Below are 17,688 nucleotides of genomic sequence, written 5' to 3' on the forward strand. Positions count from 1 at the left end.
GCTCTCAATTGGCGAAGGCCACGGCCGCTTCGACCTCGGCCCAAAACCGGTGATAGCGGAAAATCGGTGCCGGGCCGCCGTTCAAGTAGTTTTGCACTTTGCTAAATTCATTGTCCTGACGGTACTGCGGCCGAAGACTCAGGAACGTGGCATTACTTATGGCCTCAGCGCCGTGCGCTAATTTACCCTGATAGCCGGGCGGGATATAGACACCGGCATTGAAGTTTTTGTAATCGGCGCGCGTCTCGTTGTTGGTGACGCCTTTGTCGTCGCGGTAGTGATTCCAGGTACGGTCGATGAGTTCTTGTGCCAACGTCGCAGCCTGTATGGACTCCACTTGGCGGTGCAGACGCGAGCCTTTGGCGTAACTTGCTAAAGCCTTGGCTAAGCTCGTGCCTATACCAACGTCCTCAGCATACTCAGTCACCCGCACATGCAGCGCGCGATTGCGCTGATGATCAGGGACCTGCGGATCCCACGAGTCGGGTTGTCCGCTCCACTCAAGAGTCGATGGAATCAGATACCCGCCATCATCTTGAAGTTTGACGTGAGCGGTTACCCAGTTGACCCAGCGTGTCAGCAATGGCTCGACCGATCGGTCACCGCTCACTTGATAATAAGTTGCCACTCGTTCCATCGACCAAGCCTGCCAACCAAACCAACTATTGGAATTGGGATTATGGTAGACCGGATGGGGCTCGAAGCTCAGGCCGTAAAACTGGCTCTGACCAGCAGGAGGCGTCTCGTAGCGGCCAAGCCAGCTATTGGTGGCGCCACCAGCGATGGCGCCTTCGGCCGCTTGCAACCATTGATAGAATTCAAGTTGACGCGTCAGACTCTGATGCCAATCGGCAGCACCATGGGCCGAAAGCGGCAGGAAATCTTGATCTTGACTCAAGATGTAGGCAGCAAAAGGATTTTGATAACCAAAGTGCGCATGACTGCCACCAATACGCCATGACCATGAGCCCTGATCCTGAGGATGCGAGCCACCCCACGAGTAGTACCAAGCCATTAAATAATGGGCGGCGTCGTAGCCCTGACCAGGGGTGCAATCCGGACGCATACAGCCCGTCGCCTTGAAGTACTTATCAAACATAGAATAGCGCAGGTAATCGCCCATCTTACTCGCCTTAGCAGCGAGTGAGCGTACCGCCTGCTCATCACCGCTGGCACGCGCTGCTTGCATAGCGATATAGGTCGCTTGCACCATGCGTGCATCAGCATCAGGTGCGTTGGTGTAGCGCCACTGCCGTTTATAGCCACTAGGATCAGCAGCGAATAAGCTTAAAAAGCCCTGATCTGGTGCACCAAAGTGAAATTCATCAAACGAGGGATGGGGCACCGTAAGAAATACGGACTCCATAGCACCGCGCTGAAAGGTGTTAATCGGCACCGGGTTGGTACCGTGACCATAGCCGTACCAGTTGTCTGTATCGATCAACCAATGCATGCCATAAATTTCTGGCCCGTGGGCCGCAGCAAGCTCTTTGGCGATCGGATCAGTACCAACTTGCACACCCTGATTCAGTTGTACTGGGTACTCGTTAGGTAGGTCGCGTTCAGGTGCATACTGCGCAGGAGAGGACGGGTTGTAGGAGCCTACACCGTGCTGCATTTTTGGAACTGCGTAGGCCTCCATGCGGTCATAAACGTAACCGAGCAGACTAAAGTCGCCAGTGTAGCGACTGTAGACAGCTTCGAGCCATGCCCAGTAGCTTATCGTTTCGCTCGTCGTTAAATGCCCGTAGTCGGGCGCTTCAACGATGAGCGTCTCGGCCGAATGATAAGGTAGGTCAGTCGCACTGAAGTAGCCATTTCGTGGATCGTGTAGCTGTAGCCAAAGAGTAAGGAACCGGTCCCTAGCGGTGTCGTCACTGGGTACCTTAAACGTGCGGCCCTGCGCCGTCGTGATGGTAAAACCAGACGACGTCATCACCACATGCGGCAGCCCGTGATGTGGAGCCGGCCAATGCTGCTCCTTATGCTCGAGGCTGATGCCCCCAGTCCGCGCTGTCGCGGCCGAAGCAAGCGACGGCGAGGCGGTGAGGAGAGAGACAGATAAGGCAAGCTTTACGGCAAGGCGAAGCCCTGCACTGCAGCGCAAGAAAACCATAAGAGGCACCTCCTGTGCCTCTATTTATAAACCTTTTTTCGTTAAAACGCGACCAGTTGCGGCGCTCGTGGACATGCGATCACATCGCGAATGTTACCCATGCCAGTCAGGTACTGAACGAGACGCTCAAAGCCCAGACCAAAGCCCGCATGAGGCGCTGAGCCAAACCGTCTGAGATCCAGATACCACTGCAGATCAGCTGTTGGGATATTCATGGCGGCCATGCGTTTCTCGAGGAGTGGCAGACGCTCCTCGCGCTGGCTGCCACCGATGATTTCGCCGATGCGTGGCGCCAGTACATCCATGGCCGCCACTGTCTTGCCGTCGTCGTTGAGGCGCATATAAAACGCTTTAATTTGCTCGGGATAATCCGTGACGATCACCGGGCCCTTGAACACAGTGTCAGTCAGATAGCGCTCGTGCTCGCTTTGCATGTCTTTGCCCCAATCGATGGGGAATTCAAAGGTGACCTTGGCCCTTTTGAGTTCGGCGATCGCATCGGTATAGGTGATACGAGTAAAGGGTGATGCGGCGAGCTTAGCAATCTCGGCCACGGTGATGGTCTTATACTGCTTTTCCAAAAATTCAAGTTCGGGTTGGCAGTGTTTGACGGCAGCGGCACACATGGCGCGCAGAAAATCCTCGGCCAGTTTGGCATCATCATCGAGATCAGCAAAGGCCATCTCTGGTTCGATCATCCAAAATTCAGCAAGGTGCCGCGTGGTGTTCGAGTTTTCGGCGCGGAAGGTCGGTCCAAAGGTATAGATGGAGCCAAGCGCCATCGCCATAAACTCACCTTCTAGTTGTCCGGAGACGGTGAGGTGGGCCTTTTTGCCGAAAAAGTCCTTAGTGTAGTCAATCTGGCCTTTGTCGTCGCGCGGCAATTTATTGGGATCCAGAGTCGTCACGGAAAATAGTTCGCCCGCCCCTTCGCAATCGTTGGCAGTAATGATCGGAGTGTGAGCCCAGACGAAGCCGCGACTCTGAAAGAACTCATGCACGGCATAAGACAGGACGTTGCGCACGCGGAACACGGCACCAAAGGTATTCGAGCGCGGACGCAGGTGGCCTATCTCGCGCAAGAATTCGAGCGTATGCCCCTTCTTTTGCAGTGGGTAGGTCTCTGGGTCGGCGCCGCCGAAGATGGTAATCTCCTGCGCCAAAAGTTCGACCGATTGGCCTTTGCCGGGAGATTCGCGCAAGACGCCGCGGACGCTGATGGCTGCGCCCGTATTACACTGGGGCAGCTGGGTGGATGGTTGGGTGCCGACGTCGACAATAACCTGCAGGTTGTCTTGCGTAGAGCCGTCGCCAAGCACGAGGAAGGCAAAGTTTTTTGACTCACGTTTGCTGCGGACCCAGCCGCAGACGGTGATGACGGTGTCAGGCTTGCCAGAGGCAAGAACGAGGGCAATGCGTTCGCGTTGCATAAGATGCTATCTCCAGTGAAGTTGTTCGTAGCGTCATGACAACGTGAGCGTTGCGGGAGGCAATTCGCGGGCCTCGAGATCCCGCAGTTCTCGCCAGACCGAGAACGGGAGAAACTGCCGTGAATCGCCAGCCGCCGCTGGCTGCGCGTTGTAGACTTCGTAATAAACGGCCAAGGTGTTGCGCGCAACACGATACCAGTTAAATTTGCGTACTTGTTCCTTGCCCTTGGTGATCATATCCCGCCGCAGCTCGGGCTTGGTCAGTACGTTGGCCATCGTTTCGGCAAGCTGCTCGACATTATAAGGACTTACCATCATCGCTGCATCGCCCACGACCTCTGGAAGGGACGAGGTGAGCGTGGTGACCACGGGGACCCCGCTTGCCATTGCTTCCAGCGGCGGCAAGCCAAAGCCTTCGTAAAGACTAGGGTAAACGAAAATGCTGGCATGCCGGTACGAGGCCCTGAGCATCTCATCGTTGACGAATCCCTTGAATAGGATGTCGTCCTTGAATTTTTTGACCTTGAGCCGGACTTCGGCAAAAAGCGGACTCTCCCCCCCGATGAGCACCAACTTCGGCTTTAAGTCGGGGTACCGACTACGCATGAGCTCGTAGGCCTCGAGCAGCGTGCCGATGTTCTTACGTGGCTCGAGCGAGCCCACATACAAGATGTAGTCGTTTAAATTCCAATCGGTTGGTTGATTATCCTCGCGATCCCTAGAAGTGAAAAGATCGTCCACCGCCCAGTACACTTGGCTGACTCGCTCCGCGGGTAAATTACAAAACTGCAGCAGGTCGTTGCGTGAGTTGTTGCTGTTGGTGATGACCTTGGCGGCGCGTCTAGCGAGACGGGGGATCACAAAATTATAGAGGGTCCGGAATGAGAAGCTGAACCACTGTGGATTGACGACAAAACAAAGATCATGAATATGGACGATGGATTTGCCGCGATAAAGCAGCGGCGCTAGATTGGCCGGTGAATGCAAAATGTCAATTTGATGCCGCATAGCTAGGCGTGGCAGCACAAACTGCTCCCACAAATGATTGCGAAAGTTTTCGCCCTCGCGAATGTTCGCGGCGATGACTTTGACGTTAGGAAAATTCCAGTCAGGATTAGTCGCTTGGTCGGCAGAAGTGAAGAGGTAGTACTCGTTCACATGATCAACGCGGACCAGGGCCTTAATTAAATTGTACGCAGCTCTCTGAACACCGGTACGTTTAGCGGCAAGGAATCTGCCGTTGATGCCTATTCTCATGTCGGTTCCACTCGTTTCGTAGCGCCGGCATTACTTGCGATCCGACATTTCTTGTAAATCTCAACCGTCTGATCCGTCATGGCCTGCCACGAGAATCGTTTGGCATGCTGGACACCTATATGTGATAGCCGCTTGCGCAGCGCCTCGTCACGGACACCAAGCTCAAGGGCGCGTGCGATGTCCTGATAGTCAAATGGGTCGGTAAAAATGGCGCTGTCGCCCACAACCTCTGGCAAGCTAGACGAATGCGCAACGACTACAGGAGCGCCGCAAGAAAGCGCCTCTAGCGGTGGTAGTCCGAACCCTTCGTACGTCGAAGGATAAACAAACAGGTGCGTCATAGAATAGACACTCGGGAGGTGCTCCTCGGCGATAAACTTAGAGAAGTAGATCAGGTGCTTTTTGCCGTAATTTTCAGCAATTCTGATGAGGCTTGTATCAACGGGACAAGCCAAAACGAGAGGTACTGTAAGCTGGGCATGACAATAGGCGCGCACAAGTTGGTGGACATTTTTGTGCGGCTTATTGTTTGACAGGCAGAAGATAAAGCGCTCAGGCAATTCGTAAAGATCGCGGACGTAGTCCAAATATTCCTGATCTACGACCGGTCGATAATTGTCGGACACACCGTTGTAGGTCACGAAGATCTTGTCCGGTGATATGGCAAGATTGCGTACAATCTCATCCTTGGAGAAATTGCTCACCGTGAGAATGTAATCCGAGCGACGGATACAGCTGCGGACAAATAGCTGATAGTAGAATTGATGAAACGGCGTATAGAACTGCGGCAGCACCATGTGGTTCAGGTCATGGATGGTCATCACGAGACGGCAGGGGCAGACCAACGGTGCCATAAATGACGGTGCATGGAAGAGGTCGGCCTTGATGTCGTGAAGGAGGCGCGGCAACTCCCACTGCTGGCTGAGACTCATCCAGCTGCCTTGGACCGTCTTGAGGCTCATGTGTTTAGGCCAGGAGATACTCTCTAGAGGGCTATGGGGATTGACGATGATGAAGTAGTCATCGCCGGTCCCGCTCTTCATCAGGCACATTAGCAACTCGTATACATAGCGAGCGATGCCATGCATACTGCCTGGGTTGATCATCCTGGCATCGATTGCAATCCGCACATATCCCCCTGGTGCCGATAAGCCACCAAGGTAGCATAACTAAAGACTGTCAGACACAGTTTCGTGATGCTGGCAGATTAGAGGACGAAGCCTATCTCAATGCCGATTTCCGGAGCGGTGCGAAAGCGATTGAGCAGGCGCGTCTTCTCAGCGCCACTCATGGCCACTTGGGCCACCGAGCTCTCAGCATAATCCTCGGGCTTGCTGTCGCTGATCGAGGCCTGAAAGTGTCTCAGGCCGAAATAACCGCCGACCAGCATGGGCACGTCGGTGCCGACGTAGCGATAGCCGGCACGCCCGTGACCCGTCGGGCCTCTTAATGAAGCAGAATGATTAACATAAGATGCATCGGCTAGCGCGATGCCCGGAGCTGACGTGCGGCGGTGCCACTGGACGCTCTCTTCGTGATAACCCAACCCAAAGCCGTAGTACCACCCTGCCATCGACGCCGGTTTGCTATAGCGGAAGTAGAGGAGGCTCATCTGCCCACCCTTGGTCATCATCGATTCACCCGACTCTGTCACTTGGCTCCGCAGCAAGTCTTCGGCAAGAACTTCAGAACTACCTTCGACCGCCAAAGAACCTTTGCCGTAGAGATTCCATTCGACGCGGCCGATGGGTCCCCTCTCGGTCGAGGCTAAGGGTAGTCCCAGCATCAAGCTGCGATAGGGTCCGTCCCCACCACTCCGGCCGGATGACATGGCAAACGGCCCGCCACCCGCACTCTGACCGTAGGCGCGTGGGCTCACCGCAGTGGATAAGCCTACCAGCGCTACGAGTGCGCCAAGGGTGCGACGGGCCAAGGAGCTGCGTAATAGGTCACTCATGATGAGGTCTCCGGGGAAGGGGAAGGCTTCTGAGAAAAACATTGAGGTCGGTAATAATAGTGTAACCTACTACGCGACATCCTCTAACCGGCAGTATTTGCCTGGACCCGCGACGTGGGATCGCGATATCGTCATTCAACTAGTCAATACTGACGGTTACTCGTAATGGTGATGGGGGCAATCGATGCTGGTGATTGCACATCGTGGCGCCAACAAAGAGGGTCTAGAGAACAGCTGGGACGCCTTCGGCAAAGCCGTAGCTGCTGGCGCCGTGCGCATCGAGCTCGACGTCCAGCTCACGCGTGACGGCCATGCGGTGATTAATCATGACGATGCACTCACCAAGACCACGGGACTGCGGCAACGGATTTCGCGACTCGACAGGGCCGAGCTTAGTCGGATTCGGCTCCTGAATGGTGAGCCCGTACCTTTTCTAGACGAGGCCCTCGAGCGTCTGTTGCCCGCGATTGAACTCAATATTGAGATCAAGGGTGAGTCAGAAAAGTTGGCCGATGTGGTGGCTAAGCTGGTGGCGCAGCACCCTCGGCGCGAGCGCATCATCGTCTCGTGTTTTCAAGCCAAGCCTTTGGTATGGATGAAGTACCACGCCCCCGCGGTGCAACGGGCCTGCCTTTGGAGCTCTGATTCGTTTAATTGGCCGTTTTTTGCCACCCTAGCGCCTAGCGTCTTTCTGGCACAGGCAAGCACGAACATCCTGCATCCGCATACAAGTCTCGTGGACGCCAATTTGATGGACCAGGCCGCAGCGCGCAACTGGCGCGTTTACGCATGGGCGGAGATGGTGGGCGAGGACCATGGACGGGACGCCCTCTGGACGACGCTTCGTACCTTTGGCTTACACGGACTGTGCACGAATTATCCGCGCGAACTTAAATTATGGCTCGAGGAGGCAGATCGCTATGACCGGCTTGTCCATGACTAAATTTGACGAGATCAAGGCAACTGAGCGCCAGTTTGATATCGGCAAATTACGCATGCCGGATGGTAAAGTTGAGTTGCGCTACGGTCGCGTCCTCAAAGATAAAGACCCCTCGCACTTTGTCGTGTTTTTGAATGGTCGCGCCGAGTGGATTGAAAAATACGCTTATGTTCAGGCCGACTTAGCTCTGCCGAAGCATGTAGGGTTTTTGACCTGTGATCATCGTGGGCAAGGCGGATCAGGCGGTACACGCGCCTACATCGATAGCTACGACACTTATGTCAGTGACTTATTGCACCTGATTAAAAAAATGACAGACGGCAAGCCCTACGTGCTGGTGGCCCACTCGATGGGCGCTCTCATCTCACTTTACGGCACGATAACGGGGCAACTAGCGCCGCGTTCCTTGGTGTTGTCATCGCCTTTTCTTGGTCTACCTAATAGACCTGTACCGATACCGCTCGCGCGTCCCCTGTCGCGGACGCTTGCGCATTTGGGGCTCGGTAGTATCAGCTCCGGAGCCGGCGATTTTGGTCGTGCCACTTTCGCCGACAATAAGCTTACGCATCGCGCTGATTTGTATCAGCGGATCGTCGCAGCTCCTTACAAGATCCCAGGTGCCACATTTGGCTGGGTAGCTGCGTCGTTCCGCGCTATCGACACTTGTTTCCATGCCGACAACCTCAAGAAGTTGAGTACACCCACATTGGTGCTTGCTCCAACCCTGGAGCAAGTGGTTGATCCTGACTGTGCGCGCCGCTGGGCCCTAGCTGCCCATGAAAATGCACCCGGCGCCGTGAAGCTCGACGTGTTTCACAACGCCCGTCATGAGCTCTTTTCCGAATTACCCCAAATTTACGCAGGGGCCATCACGGCCACTAGAGATTGGATCATGCCTCATTTACAGGATTTACAGGCCTAGAAGCCGTTGGCACTTAAGTTTACTGGATTCGCGTCAGCGAGGCGTCGACCAACCAATCCTGGTCCAGAGGGACCAGACTAGTGGTCGTGAATGGCAAAGGCCCAGTCGTTACCTCTCCGAAGTACATGGCGTCGCCATCGCTGCCCAGTAATTTGGGGGCTTGAAATAGGTGCAGACGGTTGACGCAACCGGCGCTCAGGAATGATTTGTAAACGCCAAGTCCGCCCTCAATGAGGAGACTGGTGATCCCGCGCGTCCAGAGAGCCTGTAGGACGTCCCGCGGATTGAAGGCTCCGCTGGCATCGACGGCGAGGCGCTGCACTTGGACCGACAGACTTGCAAGTCGGTCTAAAAGCGTTGTCGCTGACGTTGCAAGCTGATCGCTCACCAACCATAAGACGCGGTCGGGTTCGTGACCAAGGACGCGCCAAGCGCAGTCCGGCCGCGTTTGCAGGAGGTACCCTTCAGGATCGAGAACCACCCGGATCGGTGTCCGACCAGCAATGAGCGCATCCCGCGCATCCAGGGTCGGGTCATCGGCAAGCATGGTCCCAGCGCCAACTAAAATAGCGTCGTAATAAATGCGGAGAAAATGGCCGTAAGCCCTGGCCCTCGGCCCCGTGATCCAGGCCCTTTGGTCGCCTTTTTTGGCCATGATGCCGTCGCTAGACATAGCCACTTTGAGGCCAACGAAAGGACTCTGCGTATGCATGGTCCATAGGAAGACCTCCGCCAGCCTTTGGCAGGCGGGCGTCCAGGTTGTATCCAACTCGCAGGTGATCCCTGCGTTGTTGATATAAGCAGCGCCGCGACCACTGACCTTGGGATTGGGATCGGGGCTGCCATAGATCACCCTTGCGACGCCACTGGCCGCTACTTGCGGCGCGCAGGCTGGCGTGCGGTTCTGGTGCGCGCAAGGTTCGAGCGTTACATACATCGTCCCACCGGCAATGGCTGGCGTCAGCCCGTTTGCAGCAGCTGCGCGTAGCGCCGCAATTTCAGCGTGGGCGTCACCGATCCTCTCGTGGGCTCCGGCACTCACGAAGCGGTGCTGGGCGTCAACAATGACCGCTCCTACCAGAGGATTGGGTGCCACACGACCGAGGCCTCGCAGTGCAATCAGGGTGGCCAGTGACTTAGCTGCGTCGGGCGTGATGTCACGCCCAGGTGTGGGGATGTCCAGCTGGGAAAAGGCCATGTCCAATGGTGGAGTAACAATATTTACCAAAGCTCGATATCGCCAGTAGTAGGGTCGAAGTTGGCACCAACGCCGTTGATCTTACCATTAACAGCGGAACTGGAAAGATCACTTTGTCGCTGCCCCAGACAGCAAAATTAGGTAGACTGGGCCAACGCCCAGGCATGCTGATCTACCGGCGACTGGTTGGAACCTGAACTGACTTGCACCTGTATCTGAGAGGAATCTATGGCTACCTCGACCGACAGCTATCGCTCGCTCGACACCCTAACCGTGGCTGGCAAGACTTATCGTTTCGCTAGCCTAAAGAAGGCAGCCGCCGGCGGACTGGGCGATATCAGTCGTCTCCCACTCTCGCTTAAGGTCTTGCTCGAGAACTTGCTCCGTCACGAAGACGGGCAAATCGTAACCAAGGCCGACATCGGAGCCATGAGCGAATGGCTTAGGACTAAGACCTCGACGCACGAGGTAGCGTTTTATCCAGCGCGTGTATTGATGCAAGATTTCACAGGTGTTCCGGCTGTTGTCGACTTGGCGGCGATGCGTGAGGCCATGGCGCAGGTCGGCGGCGATCCCAAGAAGATTAATCCGCTCAAACCGGTTGATCTGGTAATCGACCACTCGGTCACAGTGGATAAGGCGGGTACGGCCGATGCATTCGAGGTCAATGTTAATTTGGAATTCGAGCGCAATGGGGAGCGTTACGAGTTTTTGAAATGGGCGCAGACGGCGTTCGATAACTTTACTGTGGTGCCCCCAGGCACTGGTATTTGTCACCAGGTCAACCTTGAGTACTTGGCGCGGGTGGCCTTCCGCTCTAAACAAGGAAGTGACGAATGGGTGTATCCCGACACTCTCGTAGGTACGGATAGTCACACCACCATGGTCAACGGTTTGGCCGTCTTGGGCTGGGGCGTAGGCGGTATCGAGGCCGAGGCCGCTATGTTGGCACAGCCGCTCTCGATGGTGATCCCGGAGGTCATTGGCTTCCGTCTTAAAGGGGCACTGCCCGAGGGCGCCACCGCCACCGACTTAGTACTCACTGTGACTGAAATGCTCCGCAAAAAGGGTGTGGTCGGAAAGTTTGTCGAATTCTTTGGCGAAGGTCTAGGCAAGCTGTCGCTCGCCGACCGCGCAACGATCGCCAACATGGCACCTGAGTACGGGGCTACTTGCGGCTTTTTCCCCATTGATGACGAGACGCTGCGTTATTTGCGTTTCACTGGTCGTGACGATACACAGGTTGCGCTCGTTGAAGCCTACGCTAAAGCGCAAGGCCTGTGGCGCGATCCCAACGCCGCAGAGCCAGTATTCACAGACGTGTTGGAACTCGATCTAGGATGCGTTGAGCCGAGCCTTGCAGGTCCGCGTCGTCCACAGGACCGCGTGCCTCTCAGCCAAGTAGCCGCGGGCTTCAAAAAGGAGCTGCACGGCAACTTTAAGGTGAGTGAAGCCAATGCCAGCCAAACCGCTCCAGTTGCCGGTGCTGACTTTGCCCTTGAGCATGGCTCCGTAGTGATTGCAGCGATTACCAGCTGTACCAATACATCCAACCCAGCAGTGATGTTGGCAGCTGGTTTGGTGGCCAAAAAAGCAGCAGAAAAAGGTCTGAAGATTAAGCCCTGGGTCAAGGCGTCGATGGCGCCAGGATCCCAAGTTGTGTCGGATTACTACCAAGCAGCGGGATTGACTCCGTACCTCGATCAAATGGGATTCAATCTAGTTGGGTACGGGTGCACGACCTGTATTGGTAACAGTGGGCCGCTTCATGACTCTATCGCTGCGGCTATTCACGCGAAAGACCTGGTGTGTGCTTCGGTGCTTTCGGGTAACCGCAACTTCGAGGGTCGGATCGGCCCCGACGTTAAAGCCAACTACCTTGCGTCTCCTCCGTTGGTCGTTGCCTACGCCATCGCCGGTAATATCAAGGTTGATTTGCAAAAGGATGCACTCGGCACTGGTAAAGACGGCAAGCCCGTCTACCTCAAAGATATTTGGCCGACCAATAAAGAAATCCAAGACACCATCGCCAGCGCCCTGAGTCCGGAGATGTTCCGCAAGCGTTACGGCAATGTCGCCAAAGGCCCGGCGCAATGGCAGGCCGTTAAGGTCAGCGGTGGCTTCTCGTTCAAATGGGACGAGAAGAGTACCTACGTGCGCAATCCTCCGTACTTTGTCGGGATGTCCAAACAGCCGGCGGCATTGAGTGATGTCAAGGGCGCTCGTCCCTTGGCGATCCTCGGTGACAGCGTGACTACGGATCATATCTCGCCCGCTGGATCGATCAAAGAGGCTAGTCCGGCAGGTCAGTATCTGGTTGCTCACGGTGTCAAAAAGGCCGACTTCAACTCGTACGGTGCGCGTCGCGGTAATCACGAAGTGATGATGCGCGGTACCTTCGCTAATATTCGCCTCCGCAACGAGATGCTGGCGGGCGTCGAAGGCGGCGTGACTAAGCACATGCCGGATGGCAAACAGCAGTCCATCTATGATGCGGCGATGCAATATCAGAAAGAGAAGACACCGCTCGTGATCGTTGCTGGTAAAGAATACGGCACGGGGTCGTCGCGTGACTGGGCTGCCAAAGGGACTTTCCTTCTTGGCGTCAAGGCGGTAATCGCTGAGAGCTTCGAGCGGATCCATAGGTCAAACCTGATCGGGATGGGCGTATTGCCTTTGCAGTTCCTGCCCGACCAAAGTCGCGTCACGTTGAAGCTTGTTGGCACAGAGACCTTTGACATTCTTGGACTGACTCAGTTGTCGCCGCGCTGCGAAGTTGAGGTCGTGATTCACCGTGAAGACGGCAAGACCGATCGCCTCAAAGCACGCTGCCGTATCGACACTGCTGATGAGCTTGAGTACTATCGTAACGGCGGCATTTTGCACTACACCGTAAGGAAACTCAGTGGCCACTGATCTTGAGAACGGTGGCGTGCCGTCGGCGGTGCGTCATCGTCCCGAAATTGCTAACGCGCTGATCATTCGTGATGCGGGGATCGGTGATCTTTCAACATTGGTACGGTTCAATACGACGATGGCTTGGGACACGGAAAAGCGTCGGCTACCCGAAGCGACGATCACGGCCGGAGTGGCCCGGGCTTTGGCAGCCCCTGAGCTTTGCCGTTACTATGTGGCCGAAGTTGACGGGCGCGTCGTCGGGCAGACCATGGTGACTTTTGAAGTCACTGATTGGGAAGATGGTCTGGTTCATTGGATCCAGAGTGTCTTTGTCGAACCCGAATTTCGTGGTTTAGGGATCTTTAAGCGTCTCTACCAGCATGTGATAGCTCAGGCTAATGCGCTAGGTGACGGGCGACGTGTACGTCTTTACGTCGAGAAGGATAATGCCGGAGCGATTGCAACCTACGAGAGACTGGGGATGTCGCAGGCACACTTTCATATCTATGAGACTAAACTCTAAGGTCTGTTCTGCGCTCTAAGTTTAGGAACGGATGATTCACCTAATCAACGATCTTTTAGTCCGCGTTGATGTGCTGCTAGCTCTGCACTTAGCTGTAGCTATTGGCGCCTCAGTGCACATCGTTCTGACCAAAGAGGAGCCGCGGGCAGCAGTGGGGTGGGTGGGGGTTGTATGGCTCTCCCCGATTTTAGGGACTCTGCTTTATTACATATTAGGTATCAATCGCATTAGGCGCTCTGCCGTCAGTCTTATGGGACGCGATAACATAAGCGGTCTCGATTACGCGGCTGTACGTCAGTTGGATCATGTGGGCCTGCTCACTGAGCCATCGATCAGGCGGCTTGCACACGTGGGTAATTTGGTGGCTGGATTGCCACTGCTCGAGGGTAATCAGATCACACCTTTGATCAACGGTGATCAGGCCTATCCCGAGATGTTAAAGGCTATCGCCGGGGCGCAAAAGAGCATCATGTTGTCGACCTATATTTTCGACAATGATGATGTGGGAGCTAAGTTCGTGGCTGCCCTGAGTCAGGCGCTCACGCGCGGTGTCGAGGTTCGTGTACTTGTTGATGCCACCGGTTCACGCTACTCGTATCCGTCGATTATGAAACCTTTGCGGCGCGCTGGCATAAGAGCGGCACGGTTTATGCCGAACTTTCAGCCAACGCGGATAGCGGCCATCAATTTGCGCAGCCATCGTAAGATTCTGGTTATTGATGGGCGTTTGGGATTTACCGGAGGCATGAATATCCGGCAGGGCAACTGCATCCAAGAACGTTACCCGCATCCAATTCAAGATTTGCACTTCAGAGTTGCTGGACCGGTAGTGGCGCACTTGCGCCAGGCATTTATCGAAGACTGGGTTTTCACCACCAAAGAACGCCTTACGGGCGAGATTTGGCGTCCTGCCATTACAGAGCAACCGGGACAAGTTTTGGCACGCGGCATCTTGGATGGGCCGGACCGTGATTTTGAGAAGATACTCTGGACTATACTCGGTGCCATTGCGTCGGCTAAACACAGGATTCGGATCGTTACCCCTTATTTTCTGCCAGATGCAACCACAGTGCGTTTTTTATGTGTGGCGGCCATGTCCGGCATTGAGGTGGAGATTATCCTGCCGGCCAAGAACAACATCAAGCCTGTGCACTGGGCAGCGATGGCAACCTTGCCCCCACTCCTCGAAAAGGGGTGCCGCGTCTATTTGTCCGAAGCACCCTTCGATCACTCTAAAGTGATGTTGGTTGATGATGCGTGGAGCATGATTGGATCAGCAAACTGGGATGCACGTAGTTTGCGTTTGAATTTTGAGTTTAATGTTGAGTGCTTCAGCGGTGGTCTCGCGGCGGGCTTGCATGCCATTTTTGAGAGCAAGTTGGCGCGCTCTCAGCCGCTGACCTTGGATCAGCTGATACGGCGCCCCACCGCAGCCAAGATCCGCGACGGTGTCGTACGACTAGCTGCACCCTACCTCTAGTGTGGCGGGCAAAAGAAGTTAGCTAACTTTCCCTAAACTCTGATCCTGCTCTTGGGTTTCATATTTGGGGACGGCCTCGACACGACCACCAGTCAGCAGCTTCAATTTGTTGCCCCGCCAAACAATATGGCGCCCGATCAGGGAATGGAGCCAATTGAACGGCGCTAGGAGCTCTTTAAGCAACCAGATGGCAGGATTGATCCAAGTGTTGATGATGGCTCTCTGGACGAACAAGTCACAGAGGAACCACAAGGCATTGGTTGCTAAAACAGCTTCAAGGGCTAACTGGGGTGCAAAGCCGGATATGCCTAGATAAGCAAGCACCGAGGCCGGCAGGGGGCGATGGAGCCAATCGATGAAAAAGATCCAAGGCGTGGCGTATTTCCGCAAGATGTGCCAACGCAGGTGACGGAGCCAGAATTCCTGAAAGCTCCGTTGACCTATGAATTGCCGCACAGGCGCATGGGAAAGCGAGACTTTTTTGCCTTTGCGCTTGCAAGCCATGCCAAAGGCAAAATCTTCACACGCAAAGTGACCAAATACCTTGAAGCCACCAAGCTGCTCTGCCAAGCTGCGTGCGAACATCATGGTCGAGCCTAAGCAAAAAGTTTGATGAGCGAGTCGCGCTTGGACTTGCGACCGAATGTAAAATGAATTCATGTGGTATTCTTCGAGCTTGCCGCCAATACCTTTGCCACCGTAGCCACACCTTAAACCCGTAACCACTCCCGTGTCGGGTCCATAAACATCGAGCAGGTTCTGCAGGTAATCATCAGAAGCTCTGATATAGCTGTCGCTGATAACGATGAAGTCGTGCCTTGCTGCATCGAGAGAACGTGCCAGATTATTCACCTTGGGGTTGGGGGCGATCACATCGTCACCAATGATGAGGTGTGCGGGAGCGCGGGGGTAGGCCGCTAAGAGTCGACGCACGACAGCTATGGCTGGATCTTGATCATCGGCGACGGAGAAAATGACCTCGTATTGGGGGTAGTCTAGGTTTAGAAAAGTTTCGAGGTTTTCGTAGAGACCTGAGTCGACCCCTTTTAGGGGCTTTAGGATTGAGAAAGAGGGTGTGCCTTCGGCCTTGCGCTCACGTATGCGCGTCCAAATCACCGTCGCTAAACTGCCACCAACAACTAGGATTACATTCACAGTCCAAATTGTGAATGCGACGCCGTGAAACAAATCCATAGTTAGCCTCGACTGCGTTGGGAATATGCCGATAATGATAACAGGGACTATATTGTTGGTCATTAGGCTAAATGTTGGGGTAATTTAAGTTTACTCAATATTTGCAGTCAATTTATGGGGAGCAATTATGACCGTTCTGGAACAGGCAAAAAAAGTTTTGCCCGAAACCGTCCTAGATACGGTGCTTCTGCGTCTATTTGGGATCGTCAAGGTACCGCTCATTGGCTACGTGAGACCGCGGATTCTAGAAGTTAACAACCGGCGGATGCAGATGCTCATCCCGCTGAATCGACGTTCCCGCAATCATCTCAAATCCATGTATTTCGGCGCCCTTATGATCGGAGCCGATGTTGCTGGAGCTTACTACGCCGTCAAACTCATCGTGGAGAAGGGTTACAAGATCGACTTTGTTTTTAAGTCCGCCGGCGCCCAGTTTAAAAAACGCCCTGAAGGCGACGTCGTGTTCACCTGTGAGCAGGGAGCTGCTATCGAGGCCCTGGTTGCTAGGGCACAGGAAACAGGGGAGCGTGTCGATACTGAGCTCAAGATTATAGCAACCGTTCCATCGATTTCGGATGATGTGGTTGCTGAAATGGACCTTGTGCTGTCGCTCAAAAAACGTGTCAAAAAGTCCACAGGCACCAATAAGGCCTAGTCATCTGATCAACTGGTCTTTCAAGTAAAAGTAAAGGAGATGCGCAAAATGTCTACCAAGGAACGAGCACTGACAGAGCGTCTTGGTATTAGCTATCCGATCATTGGCGGAGCCATGTATCCGTGTAGTAACCCCGAATTAGTTGCCGCAGTATCTGCGGCTGGTGGGATTGGAATCGTCCAGCCTGTATCCCTCACTTTTGTGCACAAGCATAAGTTTCGCGATGGTTTACGCTACATTCGCACACTCACAGATAAGCCTATTGGTCTTAACCTGCTGATTGAAAAATCGTCGCAGAAGTATCTTGAGAAAAACCGCGAGTGGCTACAGATCGCTCTCGAAGAGGGGGTGCGGTTCTTCATCACGGCACTAGGCAATCCTAGCTGGGTAGTCAAAGCTGTGGAAGCCAGTGGTGGTGTGGTGTTCCACGACACAACCGACAGAATGTGGGCAAAAAAGGCTGTGGATGCCGGCGTGCATGGACTCATATGTGTGAATAATCAGGCCGGGGGACACGCCGGGTCGCTGGCGCCTGAAAAATTATACGATGATCTGGCTCCACTTGGCCTGCCATTAGTGTGTGCAGGCGGAATTGGCGACCGGAAGGCCTACGAGCGCGCCTTACAAATCGGCTACCAGGGCGTGCAGCTTGGGACGCGCTTCATTGCATCGGTTGAGTGCACGGCACATGCAGACTACAAAGAAGCAATCGTCAATGCTGAGGCAGAAGATATTATCCTAACGCGCAAATTGACCGGGGTCCCCGTCGCCGTGATCAATACGAAGTTCATGCAAGATCGCGGCGCTGAGGTTGGGGGCATTGCCAAATTTTTACTCGATCATCCCCGCACAAAACATTGGGCCAGAATGTTTTACAGTCTGCGCTCTCTTTTGGAGCTCAAGCAGAGCCTGCATAAAGGCAGCGACTATAAAGAGTATTGGCAAGCAGGCCGCAGCGTCGCTGGGGTTCATAAAGTCGAGACCGTTGAGACGATCATCCGCGGCTTGGTGACACCGTAAGTCGATTCTTTTTGGTGGAAAAATTACAGTATTTTTTGATACAAACGATCGATATCCAAGGTTCAATTGCATACCCCTAGGACTTTTCATGAGGCGTT

14 protein-coding genes are annotated in these 17,688 nt (G+C 54.5%); 7 read left to right on the plus strand and 7 right to left on the minus strand.

Going from position 1 to position 17,688, the window contains the following annotated elements:
- Positions 1 to 4: 4 nt before the first annotated feature.
- From FJ146_10650 to FJ146_10670, 5 genes are all read right to left on the minus strand, one after another.
- Complete coding sequence (locus FJ146_10650; GenBank protein ID MBM4252419.1) at positions 5 to 2,116, minus strand: endoglucanase; 2,112 nt, start codon at positions 2,114 to 2,116, stop codon at positions 5 to 7.
- A gap of 41 nt (positions 2,117 to 2,157) precedes the next feature.
- Positions 2,158 to 3,546 carry an asparagine--tRNA ligase gene (asnS, locus tag FJ146_10655; GenBank protein MBM4252420.1) on the minus strand — a complete coding sequence of 463 codons (1,389 nt, stop codon included), beginning with the start codon at positions 3,544 to 3,546 and terminating at the stop codon, positions 2,158 to 2,160.
- A gap of 33 nt (positions 3,547 to 3,579) precedes the next feature.
- The gene (locus FJ146_10660) at positions 3,580 to 4,803 is read right to left on the minus strand and encodes a glycosyltransferase family 4 protein (protein MBM4252421.1); all 1,224 of its coding nucleotides are present in this window, start codon (positions 4,801 to 4,803) and stop codon (positions 3,580 to 3,582) included.
- Positions 4,800 to 5,933: a glycosyltransferase family 4 protein gene (locus FJ146_10665; GenBank protein ID MBM4252422.1), complete on the minus strand. Its 1,134-nt coding sequence runs from the start codon at positions 5,931 to 5,933 to the stop codon at positions 4,800 to 4,802. Before FJ146_10665 ends, FJ146_10660 begins: the two co-directional genes overlap by 4 nt.
- A gap of 77 nt (positions 5,934 to 6,010) precedes the next feature.
- Complete coding sequence (locus FJ146_10670) at positions 6,011 to 6,760, minus strand: hypothetical protein (protein ID MBM4252423.1); 750 nt, start codon at positions 6,758 to 6,760, stop codon at positions 6,011 to 6,013.
- 184 nt (positions 6,761 to 6,944) lie between these two features.
- Here FJ146_10670 and FJ146_10675 point away from each other — a divergent pair, with 184 nt between their 5' ends.
- The gene (locus FJ146_10675) at positions 6,945 to 7,703 is read left to right on the plus strand and encodes a glycerophosphodiester phosphodiesterase (GenBank protein ID MBM4252424.1); all 759 of its coding nucleotides are present in this window, start codon (positions 6,945 to 6,947) and stop codon (positions 7,701 to 7,703) included.
- A complete protein-coding gene (locus FJ146_10680; protein MBM4252425.1) occupies positions 7,576 to 8,622 on the plus strand; it encodes an alpha/beta hydrolase in 1,047 nt (348 codons plus the stop codon). The genes FJ146_10675 and FJ146_10680 overlap by 128 nt, the downstream gene beginning before the upstream one ends.
- Positions 8,623 to 8,641: 19 nt before the next feature.
- Here FJ146_10680 and ribD read toward each other — a convergent pair whose 3' ends face one another.
- The gene (ribD, locus tag FJ146_10685; protein MBM4252426.1) at positions 8,642 to 9,850 is read right to left on the minus strand and encodes a bifunctional diaminohydroxyphosphoribosylaminopyrimidine deaminase/5-amino-6-(5-phosphoribosylamino)uracil reductase RibD; all 1,209 of its coding nucleotides are present in this window, start codon (positions 9,848 to 9,850) and stop codon (positions 8,642 to 8,644) included.
- Positions 9,851 to 10,048: 198 nt separating this feature from the next.
- On the opposite strand from ribD, the gene acnA reads away from it, so the two are divergent.
- The 3 genes from acnA to cls are packed head-to-tail and all read left to right on the plus strand — an operon-like array spanning position 10,049 to position 14,721.
- Positions 10,049 to 12,736, plus strand: coding sequence for an aconitate hydratase AcnA (gene acnA, locus FJ146_10690; protein MBM4252427.1), 2,688 nt, complete (start codon positions 10,049 to 10,051; stop codon positions 12,734 to 12,736).
- The gene (locus tag FJ146_10695) at positions 12,726 to 13,241 is read left to right on the plus strand and encodes a GNAT family N-acetyltransferase (protein ID MBM4252428.1); all 516 of its coding nucleotides are present in this window, start codon (positions 12,726 to 12,728) and stop codon (positions 13,239 to 13,241) included. Before acnA ends, FJ146_10695 begins: the two co-directional genes overlap by 11 nt.
- Positions 13,242 to 13,272: 31 nt before the next feature.
- Positions 13,273 to 14,721: a cardiolipin synthase gene (gene cls, locus FJ146_10700; GenBank protein ID MBM4252429.1), complete on the plus strand. Its 1,449-nt coding sequence runs from the start codon at positions 13,273 to 13,275 to the stop codon at positions 14,719 to 14,721.
- Positions 14,722 to 14,739: 18 nt separating this feature from the next.
- Here the strand turns inward: cls and FJ146_10705 are convergent, their stop codons facing one another.
- Positions 14,740 to 15,978: a glycosyltransferase gene (locus FJ146_10705; GenBank protein ID MBM4252430.1), complete on the minus strand. Its 1,239-nt coding sequence runs from the start codon at positions 15,976 to 15,978 to the stop codon at positions 14,740 to 14,742.
- Between the two features lie 64 nt (positions 15,979 to 16,042).
- Between FJ146_10705 and FJ146_10710 the strand changes: the two genes are divergently transcribed.
- Both FJ146_10710 and FJ146_10715 read left to right on the plus strand, forming a co-directional pair.
- Positions 16,043 to 16,570 (plus strand): DUF4442 domain-containing protein, encoded by a 528-nt coding sequence (locus FJ146_10710; GenBank protein ID MBM4252431.1) that lies wholly within the window; start codon positions 16,043 to 16,045, stop codon positions 16,568 to 16,570.
- 48 nt (positions 16,571 to 16,618) lie between these two features.
- Positions 16,619 to 17,590: a nitronate monooxygenase gene (locus FJ146_10715; GenBank protein ID MBM4252432.1), complete on the plus strand. Its 972-nt coding sequence runs from the start codon at positions 16,619 to 16,621 to the stop codon at positions 17,588 to 17,590.
- Positions 17,591 to 17,688 lie beyond the last annotated feature (98 nt).

The sequence above is a fragment of the Deltaproteobacteria bacterium genome (assembly GCA_016874735.1).
Lineage (GTDB): Bacteria > Bdellovibrionota_B > Oligoflexia > Oligoflexales > CAIYRB01 > CAIYRB01.

Excerpts from the sequence above, each read along its gene's own strand:
- FJ146_10650 (MBM4252419.1), bottom strand. The coding sequence starts at position 2,116 with ATGGTTTTCTTGCGCTGCAGTGCAGGGCTTCGCCTTGCCGTAAAGCTT.
- asnS (MBM4252420.1), bottom strand. The coding sequence starts at position 3,546 with ATGCAACGCGAACGCATTGCCCTCGTTCTTGCCTCTGGCAAGCCTGAC.
- FJ146_10660 (MBM4252421.1), bottom strand. The coding sequence starts at position 4,803 with ATGAGAATAGGCATCAACGGCAGATTCCTTGCCGCTAAACGTACCGGT.
- FJ146_10670 (MBM4252423.1), bottom strand. The coding sequence starts at position 6,760 with ATGAGTGACCTATTACGCAGCTCCTTGGCCCGTCGCACCCTTGGCGCA.
- FJ146_10675 (MBM4252424.1), top strand. The coding sequence starts at position 6,945 with ATGCTGGTGATTGCACATCGTGGCGCCAACAAAGAGGGTCTAGAGAAC.
- FJ146_10680 (MBM4252425.1), top strand. The coding sequence starts at position 7,576 with ATGGACGGGACGCCCTCTGGACGACGCTTCGTACCTTTGGCTTACACG.
- acnA (MBM4252427.1), top strand. The coding sequence starts at position 10,049 with ATGGCTACCTCGACCGACAGCTATCGCTCGCTCGACACCCTAACCGTG.
- cls (MBM4252429.1), top strand. The coding sequence starts at position 13,273 with ATGATTCACCTAATCAACGATCTTTTAGTCCGCGTTGATGTGCTGCTA.
- FJ146_10705 (MBM4252430.1), bottom strand. The coding sequence starts at position 15,978 with ATGACCAACAATATAGTCCCTGTTATCATTATCGGCATATTCCCAACG.
- FJ146_10710 (MBM4252431.1), top strand. The coding sequence starts at position 16,043 with ATGACCGTTCTGGAACAGGCAAAAAAAGTTTTGCCCGAAACCGTCCTA.
- FJ146_10715 (MBM4252432.1), top strand. The coding sequence starts at position 16,619 with ATGTCTACCAAGGAACGAGCACTGACAGAGCGTCTTGGTATTAGCTAT.